Consider the following 18,676-nt stretch of genomic DNA (forward strand, 5'->3'; position numbering starts at 1 on the left):
CATGTCGATCGAAGTGCGTAACGTCAGCAAGAATTTCAATGCCTTCAAGGCGCTGGACAACATCAGCCTGGACATCCACAGCGGTGAGCTGGTCGCGCTGCTCGGCCCGTCGGGCTGCGGCAAGACCACGCTGCTGCGGATTATCGCCGGCCTGGAAACCCCGGATAACGGCAACATTGTCTTCCACGGCGAAGACGTCTCCGGCCACGATGTGCGTGATCGCAACGTCGGTTTCGTGTTTCAGCACTACGCGTTGTTCCGCCACATGACCGTATTCGACAACGTCGCCTTCGGCCTGCGCATGAAACCGAAGAACCAGCGCCCGAGCGAAAGCCAGATCGCCACCAAGGTGCATGAACTGCTGAACATGGTGCAGCTGGATTGGTTGTCAGATCGTTATCCGGAGCAGTTGTCCGGCGGTCAGCGTCAGCGTATCGCCCTGGCCCGTGCCTTGGCGGTCGAGCCGAAAGTACTGCTGCTGGATGAGCCGTTCGGCGCGCTCGATGCCAAGGTTCGTAAAGAACTGCGCCGCTGGTTGGCGCGTCTGCACGAAGACATCAACCTGACCTCGGTGTTCGTGACCCACGACCAGGAAGAGGCGATGGAAGTTGCTGACCGCATTGTGGTGATGAACAAGGGCGTGATCGAACAGATTGGCTCACCGGGCGACGTCTACGAAAACCCGGCCAGCGATTTCGTTTATCACTTCCTCGGTGATTCGAACCGCTTGTTGCTGAGCGACGACAATCACGTACTGTTCCGCCCGCACGAAGTGTCGTTGTCCAGGCATGAGCTGGAGGATCACCACGCCGCTGAGGTGCGTGATATTCGGCCACTGGGCGCGACCACGCGGGTGACGTTGAAGGTGGAAGGGCAGACGGATCTGATTGAGGCTGAAGTGGTGAAAGATCACGACAGCCTGATCGGCTTGGCCAAGGGTGAAACGCTGTTCTTCAAACCCAAGGTCTGGCAGAAAGTCGCCAGCCTTTAACTGATCGTTCCCACGCTCTGCGTGGGAATGCATCCCGTGACGCTCCGCGTCACAGTGGACGCGGAGCGTCCATGGCGGCGTTCCCACGCAGAGCGTGGGAACGAGCAGGGTTGAAGTCTAGATAGCCGCACGATTCGGATTGACCCGCACCACCCCCGCCCGCGCCTCGATCTGCTCTTTCAATTCATGCCGCATCCCGAGCATGAATGCCAACTCCGCCACGACAAACAACGGCCCGACAATCAGCCCGCTGACATCATCGACAAACGCCGGTTTGCGCCCTTCATAGTGATGCCCGACAAACTGGATCACCCAGCCGATCACAAACATCGCTAACCCGCTGCTCAGCCAGACCATGGTGCTCTGCTGCGCCAATACATGCCCGGCCCAGACCGACAGACCCATCAGTACCGTCATCAACACCCCGAGCTTCATTTCCAGGCGCAGATAAAACCACGCCGAGGCCAAAGCCACGATAACCGCTGGAGATATCCACAACCCGCCCAGCGACCATTCCGGACGCGACAACAACACCGCCACGGCCACCACAATCAACGGAATGCCGATAAAGTGGCTGGCGATGTTGCGCGGGTCACGGTGGTAGGCGGCGTATTGACTGAGATGGTCGACGAGGCTTTTCATTGTTGTTCCTCCGGTAGGGTTGATCGCATCATCCCTCGGGATCAGGGTTCGCTCTGTCAGGCAGGCGACAATCCAGGAGTGTTTATGCAAATTCGTTCGCGATTGATGACCGGCCAGTGGTTCAGTCATCTGCCGGTGTCCTTTCAGGATAGTCTGCTCGCGGCGGCCCGGGAGCGGCGGCTGACGGCAGGGCAGCGCTTGTTTCAGCGTGGTGATGCGCCGTGCGGCTTGTACGCGGTGCTCGATGGCGCCGTGCGCATCGGGGCGGTGAGTGAGCAGGGTAAGGAGGCGCTGTTGAGTCTGGTCGAGGCGCCGCACTGGTTCGGCGAAATCTGCCTGTTCGATGGCCTGCCGCGAACCCATGACGCTTATGCGGTCGGGCCGTGCACGCTGCTCAATATCCCGCAGGCACCGTTACTGAAGCTACTTGATGAAAATCCAGTGTACTGGCGACATCTGGCGTTGCTGATGAGCCACAAACTACGCCTGGCCTTTATCAATCTGGAACAACTGAGCCTGCTGCCAGCGCCGGCGCGTCTGGCTCATCGCTTGCTGATGATTGCCGAAGGCTACGGCGAACTCGACGCGCCACGCCGGGTGCTGCAATTGCCTCAGGAGCAGTTGGCATCGATGCTGTCGCTGTCGCGGCAGACCACCAACCAGATCCTCAAGGATTTGCAGGGGCAGGGGATTATCGGACTCGGGTATGGCGAGATCGAAATCCTTGATGCCGTGAGATTGCGCGCCCTCGCCACGATCTAACGGGCACCTGAGATCCCCTGTGGGAGCGAGCCTGCTCGCGAAAGCGGTGGGTCATTCAACTGACATTTCGACTGACCCGACGCCTTCGCGAGCAGGCTCGCTCCCACATTTTTGATCTGTGTTGATTTAGGAACCGCGATAGGTCGAGAAGCCGTACGGGCTGAGCAGCAGCGGGATGTGGTAATGCTGATCGGTCTGCTTCACTTCAAAAATCACCGGAATCTCCGGGAAGAACGTGTCGTGCTTGATCTTCTTGAAGTACTCGCCGGTCTTGAACACCACGCGGTATTCACCCGCTTCAAAAGGCTGCTTGGCCGGGAACAGCTCGGCGATCCGCCCCTGTTCATTGGTGGTGCCTTGGGCCAACGGCTGCCAGTTCTGGCCGACGTGTTTTTCCAAGGTCACGTTAATGCCCGGCGACGGCAGGCCATTTTCCAGATTGAGCACGTGCACGCTCAACGGATTACCGGCCGCCAGTGCCAGGCTCGAAAAAGCGCTCAGGCCGAGCGCGGCAAGGGTCATGCGCATAGTCGTCATGAGTGAAACTCCTTATTGGGAACGGGTGATGGCCAGACCGGTTTTCCCGGCAGCCTTGATCGCACAGTTTTCGTCTTGCTCGCCGCCGCCGGAACCGGCCACGCCCATCGCGCCCACCAGTTCAGTGCCGAGGAACAACGGAATGCCGCCGCCGAGTAACAACAACTCGTCGAGGGTATTGAGATTGGCGGTTTCCGGATTGCTGCGAGCACGTTCGGCAAACAATCGGGTGGCGGTTTTGGTCGACAGCGCGGTGTACGCCTTGCGCTGGCTGGCGGCGGTGTTGTGCGGGCCGACGCCATCGCCGCGCAGGGTCACTAGCAGATTGCCGCCCCGATCAAGCACCGACACCGTGCCGGTGCAGTTGGCCATTGCCGTGTCGGCGAGCAGCCGTGCAGTTTTCAGGTCGAGATCAGCGTGACGCGGCAGCTCAGGACTGGCGACAGCGACGCCACTGAGGCCGATCATCAGGCTTGCAACGAAGTATTTGACGGTCATGGGCAGGCTCCAAAAGCTGAGGTCGCCACCTTAATCGCCGGTCTTCGTCAGAACCTCGTCAGTCTGATTACAAGTTTGTAATGGGCAACGCCGCCGAAGGCGCCTAGCCTGTGTGTCTATCAATCGAGGTGTGCCATGCGTTTGCTGGTCGTAGAAGATGAAGCCAAAACCGCGAATTTCCTCGCCAAGGGCCTGGGCGAGTCGGGTTTTGCCGTGGACGTGGCGCTCAATGGTCTCGATGGTCGTTACTTTATCGAGCAGCAGGAATATGACCTGATCATCCTCGACGTGATGCTCCCCGGCCTCAATGGCTGGCAATTGCTGCAACTGATCCGCCAGCGCGGCGCCACGCCGGTATTGTTCCTGACCGCCAAGGACGCCATCGAAGACCGCGTGCGCGGGCTCGAACTGGGCGCCGACGATTACTTGCTGAAACCCTTCGCCTTCGCCGAACTGCTCGCGCGGGTACGCACGTTGCTGCGGCGCGGGCCGATGCGCGAAGCCGAGTCGTACACTATCGCCGATCTGGAAATCGATGTGCTGCGCCGCCGCGTCAGTCGCGGTGGTCAGCGCATTGCCCTGACCAACAAGGAGTTCGCCCTGCTGCAACTGCTCGCCAGTCGCCAGGGCGAAGTGCTGTCGCGCACACTGATCGCCTCGCAGGTGTGGAACCTGAATTTCGACAGCGACACCAACATGGTCGAGGTTGCAGTGCGTCGTTTGCGCTCCAAAGTCGATGATCCCTACATGCCGAAACTGATCCACACCGTGCGCGGTGTCGGTTATCAACTGGAAGCGCCCGACGATGCGCTCTAGGTCGATCGCCTGGCGCCTGGCGCTGGCGTTCGCATTGGTCTGCGCCTTGGTGTTGAGTGCTATCGGCGTATTTCTTTACCGCTCGCTGGCCTCGGAAATCGCCTACCGCGACGACCTCGCATTGCTTGGACGACTGGAGCAAGTGCGCGCCTTGCTCGCCGACAGCGACAGCCTCGATGCCTTGCAGGCACGGCCGCGGCTGTATCAGAACATGCTCGGCAATCTCGACAGCCTGCTATTGGTGCGCCGCGCCGATGGCTCCAGTGTGATCGCCATCAACCCACGTCAACGCGATCTACCGAGGCTGAACGCAATCCCCCGCGAGCAGGCGCCGCAGCGCCGCGATGTGCTGACCTGGCAGGCTGCGGATGGTGCCGAACTGGCCCTGTTATCCGGCGATGCACAAGGACCGGACGGTGAGCCGCTGACGGTTATCGCCGGCAAAGTGCTGAGTGAACGCGAGCAGATGCTCGGTAGCTATCGCTTGCGCTTGTACCTGTCCGTTGGACTAGGCGCGTTGCTCGCCTTTGCCCTGGGCTTGCTGTTGTTGCGCCGGGGTCTGCAACCGTTACGGCAGTTGAGCGCAGCGGTACGCGGCATCGATCTGCGCAGCCTCGATCAACGCTTGCCCGCCAACGGCACGCCTGCCGAACTGCTCGAACCGGTGCAGGCGCTCAACGGCATGCTGGCGCGGCTGGACGACAGCGTGCAGCGCCTGTCGCAGTTCTCCGCCGACCTCGCCCACGAGATTCGTACGCCGCTGCACACCTTGTTGGCGAGCAACGGTCAGGCGCTGAATCATCCGCGCAGCACCGAGGAGTATCAGGAAGTGCTGGCGTCGAACATGGAAGAGTTCGAACGGCTCAAGCGCATGGCGGAAAACCTGATGTTCCTGGCCCGCGCTGAGCAGGCCGAGCGCGCGCTCAATCTGCAAACGCTGGATTTGCAAAGCGTTGGCAGTGAACTGTGTGATTACTTTGAAGCCTTGGCCGATGACCGCGAGTTGCGCCTGGACAATCAACTGCATGGCGAACTGCTTGCCGATCAGCAACTGTTGCAACGTGCGCTGGGCAACTTGCTGGCGAATGCCGTGCGCCACGCTGACTCCGGAACCGTGATCAGCCTGCGTCGCCGCGATGAGGCGGGTTGGTGCTGGTTGCAGGTGCACAACCTCGGGCCGACAATTGCGTCGGAGCATCTGGGCAAGCTGTTCGACCGGTTCTACCGCGTTGATCCTTCGCGCGCGGAGCCGGGGGATTCGGGTGGGTTGGGATTGGCGATCGTGCAATCGATCATGCTGTTGCATGGAGGGCAGGTGTGGGTGAACAGTGATGCGGCGGGTACGGTTTTTGAGCTGGGTTTTGTGGTGAATTGAAGGACGTCTTCGCGAGCAGGCTCGCTCCCACATTTGGAATGCGTTTCACATGTGGGAGCGAGCCTGCTCGCGAAGGCGTGGGAGCTGACGACCCAACCCTGGAATCAGTCAGCGCAACCCATCACGAAACTGCCCAGGCGTCAGCCCCGTCCAGCGCTTGAACGCGCGGCTGAAGCTGCTGGTGTCGGCAAACCCGAGCAAATAACTCACCTCACTCAACGAGCACTGCGGATCGCGCAGATGCAGCAACGCCAGATTCTCGCGGCTCTCATTGAGCAGCGTGTCGAAGCGACAACCCTCATCCGCCAGATGCCTTTGCAGGCTGCGCAAACTCAGGTGCAACGCCTGGGCTATCCGCTCTGCGCTTGGCTCGCCTTCCGGCAATTGTTCTTCAATGGCATCGCGCACCTTGCGCTCCCAGGTCAGCGGTTTGAGCTGGGCCATGGTGCGTTTGAGCACGGCTTCGTTGTGTTCGGCGAGTTCCGGGTTGGCGTCGTCGAGGTGACTGTCAAAGTCGGCAAGGGCGAACTCCAGGCGATCCTCCGCACAACCAAAATGCACCGGAGCGCGGAAGACTTTGTGCCATTGAAGCGCATCGCTCGGTTCCGGGCGGCGCAGATAAACCGCCAGCGGCGCGTAATCGCGACCAAGACGATTGCGGCAGGTGCGCACGTAGATCGCGGTAAACGCATCGATGGCTTCGAAGGCCGGCGCCGGATTGCCTGAAGGAATTTTCAGACGGAATTGATAGCGGTCGTCGCTGCGGCTCAGCTCCAGTTCCAGCGCGTCGCTGACCACCGGGTGATAGCGCACGATGCGCTCGAACACCTCGCGCAAACTGCCGCTGGCGACCAGCGCATAACCGAGGGCATGGAACGTGGTCGGGCTGACAAAACGTGACACACGCAAGCCAATCGCCGGATCGCCGCTGACCTGCACGGCAATTTCCCACAGGCGCGTGGTGCCGGACAGCGCATAACGCGCGTTGGGGTCGTCCATCAAATTCGGATCGAGCCCGGCCTGCTGACACAGGGCAATGCTGTCCAGTCCCAGCGCATCGAGTTGTTTGCGCAAGGCTCGGGTCCAGCTGGCGAGGGAGGTCGGTTCCTTCATGCTGATTGGCGCTTCCGGTCAACAGGTTGGCGTTCTCGGCTACCGCAATTGAAGCCTTGGCGAGGCACGATGCGAACATCATAAACCCGAGGATGGAAGCATGGACGGTACTTCTGCAAGTCGCCAGCGACACAATGCGGCCCAGCGATCAGCGTATATTCGCCAAGTGGTGCTGGCCAAAGGCGTCGAATTGCGCGAGCGCTACCCGATTCTCAAGCATCAGGATGCGCTGGGTGCGGGGATTCTGGCCTTTGCCCTGATCGGGATGATTGGTTCGGCGGCGCTGTACATCAGCGGCCACATGGCGTGGTGGGTTTGCCTGCTGCTCAATGCGTTTTTCGCGTCGCTGACCCATGAACTGGAACACGACCTGATCCACAGCATGTATTTCCGCAAGCAGCGCGTGCCGCACAATCTGATGATGGGCTTGGTGTGGCTGGCGCGGCCGAGCACGATCAATCCATGGATTCGTCGGCATCTGCACCTCAATCACCACAAGGTCTCCGGCACTGAAACCGACATGGAAGAACGCGCGATCACCAACGGCGAGCCGTGGGGCTTCGCGCGCTTGCTGATGGTTGGCGACAACGTCATGTCAGCGTTCATCCGCATGCTGCGGGCCAAGACCTGGGCGCACAAGTTCAGCATCATCAAGCGCACGTTGAAGGTGTATGCGCCGCTGGCGCTGGTGCATTGGGGCGCGTGGTATGTGTTTCTCGGTTTTCACGCGGCCAATGGCATCGCCTATCTGCTGGGCTCGCCGATCGAATGGTCAGCGACAACGTTGTCGGTGATGCAGGTGATCGATATCGCCGCCGTGGTGATCATCGGCCCGAACGTGTTGCGCACCTTTTGCCTGCACTTCATCAGCTCGAACATGCATTACTACGGCGATGTTGAACTGGGCAATGTGCTGCAGCAGTGTCAGGTGCTCAACCCTTGGTGGCTGTGGCCGTTGCAGGCGTTCTGCTTCAACTTTGGCAGCAGTCACGGGATTCATCATTTTGTGGTGAAGGAGCCGTTTTACATCCGCCAGATGACCGTGCCGGTGGCGCATAAGGTGATGCGTGAGATGGGGGTTAGGTTTAATGATTTTGGGACGTTTGGGCGGGCGAACCGGTTTGTTCGTCGGGATGAAGTTGCGGTGTCTGGTGAGGCGGTTGAGGCCTGACAGAAGACGCCCTCACCCTAGCCCTCTCCCGGAGGGAGAGGGGACTGATCGGGGGATATTGAAGAGTTACGCCGACGTGAAATAGCTTTGTCGAATCCATAATCGACTCGTTTTCACAGGTCGATGTATGGCGAAAGACACCTCGGTCAGCTCCCTCTCCCTTTGGGAGAGGGCTGGGGTGAGGGGCTTTTGATCTTCCCCTCAATCCGGCTGAAACGGCGATTCACTCAAAATCACCCCGGTCTCCTCGACATACTGCTGCCAATGCCCAATCAACGCGCTGAGCTTCTCCGGCCGACTCACCGCCAGATCATGAATCTCCCCCGGATCATTGCTCAAATCATACAGCTGCCACGTCGCCGGCCCCACCGGGCCAGGAATCCACACCGCTTTCCACGACCCCTGCCGAATCGCCCGGCGCCCGAACAACTCCCAACCCGTCACCGTGTGCTCGTCATGCACCTGCGCAGTCTCACCCGACAAAAAACCCAGCCACGATTTGCCACGCAACGGCGCCACCGGTTTGCCGTGCCAGAGCTTGCCTGGATGGCGCACGCCGGCCAGATCGAGAATGGTCGGCGTGATGTCCATCACCGTGCCGAAGCCATGGCTGATCTGCCCTTTGATCGCCAATTGCGGATAGTGCAACAGCGCCGGCACGCGAATCCCGCCTTCAGTGGTAAATGCCTTGAACAACCGTGACGGCGCGGTCGCTACTTGTGCCCAGTTCGGCCCGTACCAGACATAGGAATTAGCCCGACCAATGTTGTCGAGGCTGTTGTCGTAATGCTGGCTGAGATACGTCACCAGTTCCGGTCCGAACTTGGGGAACGCTTCCAGCAGCGCACCTTCGGCACCGTTGTCGGACATGAACAGGATGAACGTGTTGTCGAGCTGCCCCTGCTGGCGCAGATAATCGACAACCCGGCCAATGTTCCAGTCCATGCGCTCGACCATCGCCGCGTAGACCTCCATGGCCCGAGCGGAAATCTGTTTTTGTTCCTCGCTCAACGCATCCCACTGCTGGGTCAACTGAATTAGCGGATGCGGCTCGACGTCCGGTTCGATCAGGCCGAGGGATTTGAGTTTTTCCAAGCGCTCCAGACGCAGCACTTCAGGGCCGGCGTCATAGCGGCCACGGTATTTTTCGACGATCTCGGCCGGTGCCTGCAACGGCCAGTGCGGCGCGGAGAACGGCAAATAGGCGAAGAACGGCCGGGTCTGGTCACGCTCCTTGAGGTACTGCAGCAGCTTGTCGCCAAAGGCATCGGAGGAATAGAAATCCTTCGGCAATTCGTCGAGAAACGTATCGTCCTCGATGTACAGCGCCGGAGTGGATTTCAGCAAACCGGGCGTTTGCTCATCGTAGGTCGGCTCGAAACCGTAGTGGTTGGCCGCGCCCGGCAGCAGCGAAAACGAACGCTCGAAACCCCGCGCATGGGGCGCCAGTTCAGCCTTCAAACCGAGGTGCCATTTGCCGCTCATCAAGGTTTGATAACCGGCCTCGCGCAGCAGCTCCGGCAGCGCCACCACGCGATCATTGAGATAGCCCTCATAACCCGGTTTGCCGATCAGATCCGGCGTCAGCGTTTCGGCCATGGTGCCGATCCCTGCGATGTGGTGGTCGGTGCCGGTCAGCAGCATCGAGCGGGTCGGCGAGCAGGTCGGTGCGGTATGAAAATCGGTGAGGCGCAGGCCATTGTTGGCCAGGGCATCAAGGTGCGGCGTGGCGATTTCGCCGCCGAACGCGCCGATATCGGAGAAGCCTAAATCGTCGGCCAGAATCACCAGAAAATTGGGACGTTGCGGCATCGCAAAACTCCTGTTCAGCAGGCAATGAACGTCAGCGGCAGATCGCGGATCTGCACCGGCACGCTCGGTTGGTAATGGTCGTCACTGGTCAGCTCGTGCAGCAGTTCTTCACGCAGCTGATGGAAGTCGAAACTGCTGCGCTGGCGCGGGTGCGGCAGGGCGATGTCGACCACTTGCTTGATCCGCCCCGGACGCGGCTCCATCACCACCACGCGGTCGGCGAGGAAGATCGCTTCTTCGACGTCATGGGTGACGAGGATCGAGGTGATTTTCGCGCGGTCACGGATCGCCAACAGCTCGTCCTGCATCTGCTGGCGAGTCAGCGCATCGAGCGCGCCGAAGGGCTCGTCGAGCAGCAGAATGCGCGGGCTGGCGACGAGGCCGCGAGCAATCGCCACGCGCTGGGCCATGCCGCCGGACAGCTGGTGCGGATAGGCGCGAGTGAAGTCGCGCAGGCCGACCAGCTCGATGAAGTCGTTGATCCGTTGTTGCTTCTGCGCAGCGCTCAGCGGCTCGTTGACCAGACCCAGGCCGATGTTGTCCGCGACGGTCAGCCACGGGAATAAACGGTGTTCCTGAAAGACGATGCCGCGCTCGCCGCCGATGCCGCTGACGGCTTTGCCGTCGACGGTGATCTGCCCGCGAAACTGCGTATCAAGACCCACCAGTAAACGCAGCAAGGTAGATTTGCCGCAACCGCTGGAGCCGACAATGGCGACAAACTCGCCCTCGGCAATGTCCAGGTTGAATTCGCGAATCGCCTCCAGTTCGAAACCGTCGACGTCGAAGGATTTGCCTACGTGTTTAAAGCTGACAATCGGTGCGTTCATGCGTGTCTCCAGCGGGTCGCGCGAATTTCCAGGCGTTGGCCAATGAGGTTGAGCAGGGCGCCGGTGAGACCGACGAAAAGCATGCCGGCCATGATCAGATCCATGCGCAACAACTGTTGTGCGCCGATCATCTGGCTGCCGATGCCGCCATTGGACGGCATGAAATATTCCGCACCGATGGTGCCGAGCCAGGCGTAGATCAGGCTCAATCTGAGGCCTGCGAAAATCCCCGGCGCAGCGCCCGGCAACACCAGTCGACGCAGGCGTTGGCCGAGGCTCAGGCGCAACACTTGTGCGGCTTCGCTGAGTTGTGGCGACAGGTTGGCGACGCTGCGTTGCGTGGCGATAAACAGCGGAAAGAACGCGGCGAGGGCGACGAACACCCACTTCGCCAGTTCGCCCAGACCGAACCACGCGGTGAGCAGCGGCACCCAGGCGAAAATGGCGATCTGGCGGAGGGCGGCGAGGGTTGGACCGAGCAGTCGTTCGCTGGTGCGCGACAAGCCCAGCAGCAAACCGAGGGCGAAACCGAGTCCGCCGCCCAACAGCAAACCGCCGAGGGTGCGACCGAGGCTGAGGGCCATACCGCTGATCAACGTGCCATCAAGCAGGCCGTTCCATGCCGTGCTCAAAACGGCCAGCGGGCTGACCAGAATATTGGCATCGACCCACTGCAGTTCGTTTGCCAATTGCCACAGCGCCAACAAGCCTAGCGGCAGCAGCCACGGCTGCAGACGCTGCCAGCCGTCATAACGCGGGCCGCGACGAATTTCGGCGGTGGCCGGATGCGGCCAGTGCACCAGTTTTTTGTCCAGCAGACCGATGCCGCGATCCATTGCCACGCCAATCAACCCGATCACCACGATGCAGACGAAAACGATATCGAGCATGAACAGCTGTCGCGCCCAGACCATCAGGTAACCAATGCCTTCACTGGAGGCCAGCAGTTCGACCGCCAGTAATGAGGTCCACCCGGCGGCCAGTGCCAGACGCACGCCAGCCATAAACGCGGGAAGAGCAGCGGGCAACACCAGGCGGCGCACCAGCAAGTGCGGCGGCAGACGCAGAACCGCGGCGGCTTCACGCAATTTCGGTTGGGCGTCACGCACGCCGACCAGCGTATGCAGGGTCACCGGCACCACAACCGCTTTGATCAGCACCACCAGTTTCAGCACCTCGCCGATACCGAAAAACACCATGAACAGTGGAATCCACGCCAGCGTCGGTATTTGCGAAAGCCCAGCGAAGGTCGGGAAGATCAAGCGTTCAAGACGACGACTGAATCCCAGCGCTGCACCGAGCAATGCCCCCGCAGAAACCCCCGCGAGCAGGCCCCAGAACAAGCGTTGCAGGCTGATCCACAAATGGCTCCACAACTCGCCTTGGGACAACTCGACAGCGCTGTTCCACACCAGCGACGGCGCGGGCAGGATCTGTTCGCTCATCCACTCGTTACGTGCGGCCAGCCACCACAGGGCGAACAGGCTCAGGGGCAGCAGCCACGGCAACAGACGTTGGTTCAGGCTTGGCCAGGTACGGCGGCTTTTCAGCGGCGGCGCGGGGAGCGGGAGACTGAGCAAGGATTGGCGGGCCATGGGTGACCTCCGTTGTCGGGTTGGCTCAAGATCTTTAGCGGAATTAGCTAAAAACAAAAAGTTATAACAATATCGATATGGATTCTTTTAAGAGATAAGCGAGGCCATTTAAGGCTTCCAGCCCACACGCATCCAATGCATTCGAAGAATATTTTCGATGCTGTTAATGCATACGCCGCTGCAAGCCCCGTTGTTGCTTGCTTAGCGTTAAAAGCTATAAAAATGTGCATTTATAGTATTTAAGCGAAGGTATTCATTCGGCCTACTTTCGGCTCCTCAACGCCTGTCGTGATCAAGGAGCTGCACCCATGAACCTCCCCTTCAAACGTGTTTTCAGTCTGTTTGCCGTTCCTGCTCTGGCGGGCCTGCTGGCGTTCACCGCCCACGCTGACGAACTCAAGGAAATCAGAATCGCCGTGCCCGACCTGAGTGCCGGCACCCAGCACAGCGGCGGCGGGGTGGTCGACGTATTGCGTGATCAGCAGATCCTCGAAAAAGCCTTTGCCGATCAGGGCATCAAGATTCAGTGGAGTTTCTTCAAAGGTGCGGGGCCGGTGATCAACGAGGCATTTGCCAATGGCCAGGTTGATCTGGCGTATCTGGGCGATCTGGCGGCAATCATCGGCAAGTCCAATGGCCTCGACACCCGCTTGCTCAGTGCCACGGCGCGTGGGGTGAAGCAGTATCTGGGCGTGGTGCCGGGCTCCGGAATCAAGACCCTGCAGGATTTGAAAGGCAAGCGCGTGGCGATCTTTCGGGGCACCGCAACGCAGTTGTCGTTTGATGCGGCACTGGCCAGCCAGGGCTTGAGCGAGAAGGATCTGAAAGTCATCAACCTCGACTTCACTGGCGCGACCGCTGCGCTGGCAGCGAAGCAGATCGATGCATCGTGGGGCAGTTCCGGGTTGGCAGCATTGCAGATCAAGGGTTTGGCCGAGTTGCCGCTCAACACCAAAGATCTCGGCGGTGCTGGCAGCGTCCAATCGGTTCTGGTCGGCACCGGCAAGTTTGTCGATGCACATCCGGAGGCGGTGGCTAAATTGCTCAAGGCGCAGCAGCAGGCAGTGGAGTGGCTGACCCAGGACAGCAACAAGGCTGCCTATGTGCATTTGGTTTCGGGGCTGGCGAGTTATCCGCCGGTAATCCTCACCGAAGATCTGAAGGATCAGAAATTGAGCGAAGTGTTCCCGTCGACGCTGGATCCGGTGTTCCTTGGCAGCTTGCAGGACAAAGTCGATCTGGCGGCGCAGCAGAAGCTGATTCGCAAGCCGTTCAAGGTGAATGATTGGGTGGCGCCTGAGTTGGCGGCGGCCAAGCTCTAACGTACACCGATCGTTCCCACGCTCTGCGTGGGAACGCATCAATGGACGCTCTGCGTCCACTTTGGGACGCGGAGCGTCCCGGGCTGCATTCCCACGCAGAGCGTGGGAACGATCCCCTTAAACAGCGACGCTGACCTCCTGCCGATCCACCGCGACCAACGTCTCGATCATCGCCCGCGCCGCCGGCGACAGCCGAAATCCGGTGCGACTGACAATCCCGCACCGCGCATTCATGCTCTCCAGGTTCTGCGGCAAATTTCGCCAGTGCAGCAACACCAGCGAACCCTTGGCAATGTCCTCGACAAACGCCTCTTCCGTACCGACGCCAATCGCATTCGATTGCAGCACCACTTTTACCAGCGCCGGAAAATGCTCGGTCTCGATGGTCGGGGAAAAATCGATGCGGCCACTGAGGTTCGCCAGCAATTTTCGAATGCCCGGTGGGATCAGCGTCGTCGCCAACGGGTAGTCGAACATGTCGTTGGTCGACAGGCTTTCCTTGGCCAGTAGCGGATGCCCCGGCCGGCAGAAAAACACGCCGCGTTTGGGCGTCAGTGCCTGGGTCTGGAAGTTGGGATCGGACTCGAAATGGCGGATGTCGGCGATGAAGAATTCGATCTCTTCACGGCTCAGTGCGCGGCTGAGTTTTTCCCAGTTATCCACCTGAAAACAGGTGCGCACTTTCGGGTGCGCATTGATGAATTGCGCCACGGCGTCCGGTACCAGTTTCACCGCCGGCGCCGGGCCGCAACCGAAGTGCACTTCACCGGCATCGAGCTTGGTCATCTGCGTCACTTCAGCACTGAGCAAGGCTGCGCCCTGCACCAGGCTCAGGGCGTGTTGCAGCACCACCTGGCCTTCGGGCGTGGGGCGCAGATCCTTGTTGCCGCGATCTACCAACACGCAGCCGAACTCCTGCTCGAGCCCCTGAATACTGCGGCTGAACGCTGGTTGAGTGATGCCCATCGCGTCCGCCGCACGGACAAAACTGCGGTGTTCGTTGAGGGCGATGAAGTACCGCAACTGGCGAAGATCCATATGCTTTTCCGGCATCCTAAAAATAGCTCGAAGGCATTTGCGACGAGGGTTGCTAGAGGTTTTAAATGCAAGTTCTTATTCCGTCAACGAAGCATGTGAATATCTATTAGATGTAAATGGAATATAGATAGAGCGTTGTTTCGCTGCCGTCCAAACCGTAAGCAGTCGATGAGGGTCTACCCATGAGCAATGCCGCACTCGCAGTTAAACCCGCTGTCCACGCGCTGGAAATCCATCCGGTGGCCGGCCGTATCGGCGCCGAGATCCGTGGCGTGCATTTGTCCGGTGAGCTGGACGCCGCCACCGTCGAAGCGATTCAGCAGGCGTTGGTTGAGTACAAAGTCGTGTTCTTCCGTGAGCAGACCCAGCTTGATGATCAGCGCCAGGAAGCCTTCGCCCATTTGCTCGGCGAACCCGTGGCGCACCCGACCGTGCCGTCTCGCGAAGGCACGCGTTATCTACTGGAGCTGGACGGTGCCGAGGGCCAGCGCGCCAACTCCTGGCACACCGACGTGACCTTCGTCGACGCCTACCCGAAAGCCTCGATCCTGCGCTCGGTGGTGGCCCCGGCATTCGGCGGCGACACCCTGTGGGCCAACACCGCGACGGCGTACAACGGCTTGCCAACCGAGCTGCGTGAGCTGGCCGACAAACTGGTCGCCGTGCACAGCAACGAATACGACTACGCCAGCGCCAAGCCGGACGTCTCTGCCGAGAAGCTGGAGCGCTATCGCAAGGTCTTCACCTCTACCGTCTACGAGACCGAGCACCCGGTGGTGCGGGTACACCCGATCAGCGGTGAGAAGAGCTTGTTGTTGGGGCATTTCGTCAAACGCATCAAGGGTTATTCGCAGGCGGATTCGGCGCACTTGTTCGGCTTGCTGCAGAGCCATGTCATCCGCCAGGAAAACACCGTGCGCTGGCGCTGGAAGGCCGGTGATGTGGCGATCTGGGATAACCGCTCGACGCAGCATTATGCGATTGATGATTACGGTACGCAGGATCGGGTGGTGCGTCGGGTGACGCTCAAGGGTGAAGTGCCGGTGGGCGCGAACGGGCAGCGTAGCCAGACCATCAAGGGTCGTGACTGAAGATCAACAGCCCCTCACCCCAGCCCTCTCCCAGAGGGAGAGGGAGCCGATTGGGGGCTTTTCGAGCCTGAGTTCAACCTTGATATTTCAGGTCGGCGTATAGCTAAAAAACAACTCGGTCAGTCCCCTCTCCCTCTGGGAGAGGGTTAGGGTGAGGGGCTCTTAAAGCTACCAAACCCCAATCTGAACAACCTTCTCGGCTTCCGGCTCACCATAACGAAACCGCTGCCCGCGCCAATCGATCTCCTGATGACTTATCGTGGTCCGCCGTTTCAACCCGCGCACCCACTCAAACAAATACCCCGCATGCTCTTCGCGCACCGCCGCATAAGCCGGGTCATCCCCCAGATCACGCAGCTCCTGCGGATCATTCAACAGATCAAACAACTGCGGTCGAAAGCCGTCGTAAGCCAGGTATTTCCAGCGCTCGCTGCGCACCATGGTCATCCGGCAACGGTCGATCGGCTGACCCAGACGCTCCCGCGCCGGCGCTTGAAAGGCATAGTCGTATTCGCTGATTGCATAGCGGCGCCAGTCCGGGTTTTCACCGTGCAGTAGCGGGATCAACGAACGCCCTTCAAGCCGATGCTCTGCCCCCGGCAATCCCAGTGCCTGAAGAAACGTCGGCAACACATCGATGGTTTCCGCCAGCCGATCATCCACCGTTCCGCGCGTGACATCTGCCGCCGCCCGAGGGTCGCGCACGATCAACGGCACCCCCACCGCCTGCTCCAGCAAAAACTCCTTTTCCCCAAGCCAGTGATCACCGAGAAAGTCGCCGTGATCGCTGGTAAACACGATCAGCGTGTCATCCCAGCGTCCGTTGCTTTGCAGAAAATCGAACAGCCGTCCGAGTTGATCATCCACCTGCTTGATCAGGCCCATGTACGTAGGGATTACAGTCAATCGTACTGAATCGCGGGAAAAGTTGAGGCTTTCCTCATGCTGGCGAAAAGCAGTGTATACGGGGTGTTTGCTGGCTTCGGAGGGCGTCGCGCGGACCGCTTCGAGAATCGATTTCGTACTGTGCAAGGCGTGGTACGGCGCTGGTACGATGTAGGGCCAGTGCGGTTTGATATAGGAGAGATGTAAACACCACGATTTCTCGCCTTGCTCGGTGATGAAGTCGATGGCTCGATTTGTAGTGTAGACAGTCTCTGAGTGTTGCTCGGGAATTCGTGCTGGCAAATTCGCATGACGCATTTGCCAGCCGCTGAGGATTTCACCGTTTTCGCCTTCGGCGGCGTTGGCCCAGTCGTGCCAGGGGTTTTTGCCGTCGAAACCGTGTTCGCGCAGGTAATGGGTGTAGGGTGCGGATTCACGTTTGTCGTCGAACAGCGGGTCGTCGGGGTAGATGCCGTCGTGGCGCATGTAGGGTTCGAAGCCGACTTCGTTGAGGATTTCGGCTTGTTCGCTATCGGGATTGATCGCCAGACGTTGCAAGGCATCGACATTCGCCGTCGCGTGGGTCTTGCCGACTAGTGCAGTACGAATGCCGTGCGGGCGCAGATAGTCGCCGATGGTCAGTTCTTCCAGCGGCAACGGCACGGCGTTCCACGCGACTTGATGGCTGCTGACATAACGTCCGGTGTAGGCCGACATCCGCGACGGACCGCAGATCGTGCCTTGGGTGTAGGCGCGGCTGAAACGCACACCGGCGGCGGCCAGGCGATCGATGTTTGGCGTGTGCAAATGCGGATGGCCGTAGCAGGACAGGTAATCGCGGCGCAGTTGGTCGCACATGATGTACAGCACGTTGCGCACGGGGTTTGGCGGGGTGGGCATGGGGTTCACCGGTCTATGGGACAGGCGAGGTATTTCGCTAGGCGTGAGGGTGTTCGGCAAGTGCATTTGGAGAATGGGTTTTATGCAGGAAATGCATCGGTGCCTGCACTGACGCCATCGCGAGCAGGCTCACTCCTACAGGTGAGCGCATTTCAAATGTAGGAGTGAGCCTGCTCGCGATAGCGGTAGATCAGACAGCGAGTCCGTCCAGTGAACAGACCTCCTCATCCACCGCATCAATCGTCTTGATCTGCTCAATCATCGCCTCGGCCAACGGCGACAACCGATACCCCGCGCGGCTGACAATCCCATAGCGGGTGTACAACTCCTCAAGATCATCGGCCAATCCTTCAATGCGCAAACACACCAACTCTCCCTTGGCTTGATGCAACGCATCCGAATACGCCCCGACAATCCCGATTGCATCCGAGCGCAGCACCACGCTGAGCAGGCTGGAGCTGTTTTCACACTCGACATTCGGGGTGAAATCCGGCCGTCCACTGAGATCGACAATGACTTTTCGCAAGTTCGGCGGACGAATGCTCACCGCCAGTGGATAGCTCATCAACTGCTCGGCGCTGACCTTATCGAAAGCCGCCAGCGGATGCCCCGCACGGCAACAGAAATGCCATTTACGCGGCCGCAACCGGTGCGTCAGATAATCCGGATCCGCCTCGAAGTAGCGTGTGTCCGCGACAAAGAATTCGAATTCCTCGCTCATCAGTCGCTTGCTCAGGCTCTGCCAGTCATCAACCTGAAACTGCACCCGCGCTTTCGGATAGCGCCCGATGAAGCTGCCAATCGCCCGAGGGATCAAACCCGCTGCCGGCGCCGGCCCACAACCGAAGCGCAATTCCCCCGCCTCCAGGCCATTGAACTGGCTGATCTCGTTGGCCATCTGCTGCGCGCCGCTGACCAGTCGCCGCGCGTGTTCGAGCAGCACCTGGCCCTGTTTGGTCGGCGGTAATTCCTTGCGCCCACGATCAACCAACTGACAGCCGACGCTGTGCTCGAGTGCCTGAATGCTGCGGCTGAACGCTGACTGCGACAGATTCACCGCCTGCGCGCCGGCGACGAAGCTGCGTTGTTCAGCCAGGGCGATGAAGTGACGAAGTTGGCGCAAGTCGATATGCATTTTTCACATAAAAAATATCCGGGAAATGCATTGGATATGCATTAGGTCGACTCCTTATAAAGGCAATCTCTTATGCAGTAAATATCTGTAAATACATAAATAAATAACTTAAAAGAATATGCAGCGCTGAAGATGTCTGTGTGTTTTTTGACCAGGAGCCGCG

The 18,676-nt window shown here is 59.7% G+C and carries 17 protein-coding genes; 7 read left to right on the top strand and 10 right to left on the bottom strand.

The window, feature by feature from the left end; genetic code table 11:
- Position 1: 1 nt before the first annotated feature.
- Positions 2-991 carry a sulfate/molybdate ABC transporter ATP-binding protein gene (locus CCX46_RS00955; RefSeq protein WP_095113898.1) on the top strand — a complete coding sequence of 330 codons (990 nt, stop codon included), beginning with the start codon at positions 2-4 and terminating at the stop codon, positions 989-991.
- Positions 992-1,108: 117 nt separating this feature from the next.
- On the opposite strand, the gene CCX46_RS00960 is transcribed toward CCX46_RS00955, so the two are convergent.
- Positions 1,109-1,633 carry an Mpo1 family 2-hydroxy fatty acid dioxygenase gene (locus CCX46_RS00960; protein WP_127925395.1) on the bottom strand — a complete coding sequence of 175 codons (525 nt, stop codon included), beginning with the start codon at positions 1,631-1,633 and terminating at the stop codon, positions 1,109-1,111.
- An 84-nt stretch (positions 1,634-1,717) separates the two neighbouring features.
- On the opposite strand from CCX46_RS00960, the gene CCX46_RS00965 reads away from it, so the two are divergent.
- Entirely contained in the window at positions 1,718-2,395 is a 678-nt protein-coding gene (locus CCX46_RS00965; RefSeq protein WP_127925396.1) for a Crp/Fnr family transcriptional regulator, read from the top strand.
- Positions 2,396-2,521: 126 nt separating this feature from the next.
- On the opposite strand, the gene uraH is transcribed toward CCX46_RS00965, so the two are convergent.
- Positions 2,522-2,932 carry a hydroxyisourate hydrolase gene (gene uraH, locus CCX46_RS00970; protein WP_127925397.1) on the bottom strand — a complete coding sequence of 137 codons (411 nt, stop codon included), beginning with the start codon at positions 2,930-2,932 and terminating at the stop codon, positions 2,522-2,524.
- 12 nt (positions 2,933-2,944) lie between these two features.
- Positions 2,945-3,430, bottom strand: a complete 486-nt coding sequence (locus tag CCX46_RS00975; protein ID WP_127925398.1) for a GlcG/HbpS family heme-binding protein — start codon at positions 3,428-3,430, stop codon at positions 2,945-2,947.
- Positions 3,431-3,565: 135 nt separating this feature from the next.
- On the opposite strand from CCX46_RS00975, the gene CCX46_RS00980 reads away from it, so the two are divergent.
- Together CCX46_RS00980 and CCX46_RS00985 are read left to right on the top strand one after the other, a co-directional pair.
- Positions 3,566-4,246, top strand: a complete 681-nt coding sequence (locus CCX46_RS00980) for a heavy metal response regulator transcription factor (RefSeq protein WP_038367211.1) — start codon at positions 3,566-3,568, stop codon at positions 4,244-4,246.
- Positions 4,236-5,621 (top strand): heavy metal sensor histidine kinase, encoded by a 1,386-nt coding sequence (locus CCX46_RS00985; protein ID WP_127925399.1) that lies wholly within the window; start codon positions 4,236-4,238, stop codon positions 5,619-5,621. The genes CCX46_RS00980 and CCX46_RS00985 overlap by 11 nt, the downstream gene beginning before the upstream one ends.
- Before the next feature lie 108 nt (positions 5,622-5,729).
- On the opposite strand, the gene CCX46_RS00990 is transcribed toward CCX46_RS00985, so the two are convergent.
- Positions 5,730-6,734 carry an AraC family transcriptional regulator gene (locus CCX46_RS00990; RefSeq protein WP_127925400.1) on the bottom strand — a complete coding sequence of 335 codons (1,005 nt, stop codon included), beginning with the start codon at positions 6,732-6,734 and terminating at the stop codon, positions 5,730-5,732.
- A gap of 100 nt (positions 6,735-6,834) precedes the next feature.
- Here CCX46_RS00990 and CCX46_RS00995 point away from each other — a divergent pair, with 100 nt between their 5' ends.
- Positions 6,835-7,905, top strand: a complete 1,071-nt coding sequence (locus tag CCX46_RS00995) for a fatty acid desaturase (RefSeq protein ID WP_127925401.1) — start codon at positions 6,835-6,837, stop codon at positions 7,903-7,905.
- Between the two features lie 201 nt (positions 7,906-8,106).
- Here CCX46_RS00995 and CCX46_RS01000 read toward each other — a convergent pair whose 3' ends face one another.
- Genes CCX46_RS01000 through CCX46_RS01010 form a run of 3 tightly spaced genes read right to left on the bottom strand, consistent with a single transcriptional unit; the run spans position 8,107 to position 12,142 of the window.
- Entirely contained in the window at positions 8,107-9,717 is a 1,611-nt protein-coding gene (locus CCX46_RS01000) for an arylsulfatase (protein WP_127925402.1), read from the bottom strand.
- A gap of 14 nt (positions 9,718-9,731) precedes the next feature.
- A complete protein-coding gene (locus tag CCX46_RS01005) occupies positions 9,732-10,547 on the bottom strand; it encodes an ABC transporter ATP-binding protein (protein ID WP_127925403.1) in 816 nt (271 codons plus the stop codon).
- Positions 10,544-12,142: an ABC transporter permease gene (locus CCX46_RS01010; protein ID WP_127925404.1), complete on the bottom strand. Its 1,599-nt coding sequence runs from the start codon at positions 12,140-12,142 to the stop codon at positions 10,544-10,546. Before CCX46_RS01010 ends, CCX46_RS01005 begins: the two co-directional genes overlap by 4 nt.
- 308 nt (positions 12,143-12,450) lie before the next feature.
- Here CCX46_RS01010 and CCX46_RS01015 point away from each other — a divergent pair, with 308 nt between their 5' ends.
- Positions 12,451-13,464 (top strand): ABC transporter substrate-binding protein, encoded by a 1,014-nt coding sequence (locus tag CCX46_RS01015; protein WP_127925405.1) that lies wholly within the window; start codon positions 12,451-12,453, stop codon positions 13,462-13,464.
- Between the two features lie 117 nt (positions 13,465-13,581).
- Here CCX46_RS01015 and CCX46_RS01020 read toward each other — a convergent pair whose 3' ends face one another.
- The gene (locus tag CCX46_RS01020) at positions 13,582-14,502 is read right to left on the bottom strand and encodes a LysR family transcriptional regulator (protein WP_007917649.1); all 921 of its coding nucleotides are present in this window, start codon (positions 14,500-14,502) and stop codon (positions 13,582-13,584) included.
- Between the two features lie 182 nt (positions 14,503-14,684).
- Here CCX46_RS01020 and CCX46_RS01025 point away from each other — a divergent pair, with 182 nt between their 5' ends.
- On the top strand, positions 14,685-15,593 hold the full coding sequence (locus tag CCX46_RS01025) for a TauD/TfdA dioxygenase family protein (protein WP_127925406.1): 909 nt from the start codon (positions 14,685-14,687) through the stop codon (positions 15,591-15,593).
- Positions 15,594-15,761: 168 nt separating this feature from the next.
- On the opposite strand, the gene CCX46_RS01030 is transcribed toward CCX46_RS01025, so the two are convergent.
- Positions 15,762-17,378 carry an alkaline phosphatase family protein gene (locus CCX46_RS01030; protein ID WP_127925407.1) on the bottom strand — a complete coding sequence of 539 codons (1,617 nt, stop codon included), beginning with the start codon at positions 17,376-17,378 and terminating at the stop codon, positions 15,762-15,764.
- 190 nt (positions 17,379-17,568) lie between these two features.
- Positions 17,569-18,513 (bottom strand): LysR family transcriptional regulator, encoded by a 945-nt coding sequence (locus CCX46_RS01035; protein WP_127925408.1) that lies wholly within the window; start codon positions 18,511-18,513, stop codon positions 17,569-17,571.
- Positions 18,514-18,676: the final 163 nt, after the last annotated feature.

It is taken from the genome of Pseudomonas sp. RU47, from assembly GCF_004011755.1.
In the GTDB taxonomy this organism is placed as follows: domain Bacteria; phylum Pseudomonadota; class Gammaproteobacteria; order Pseudomonadales; family Pseudomonadaceae; genus Aquipseudomonas.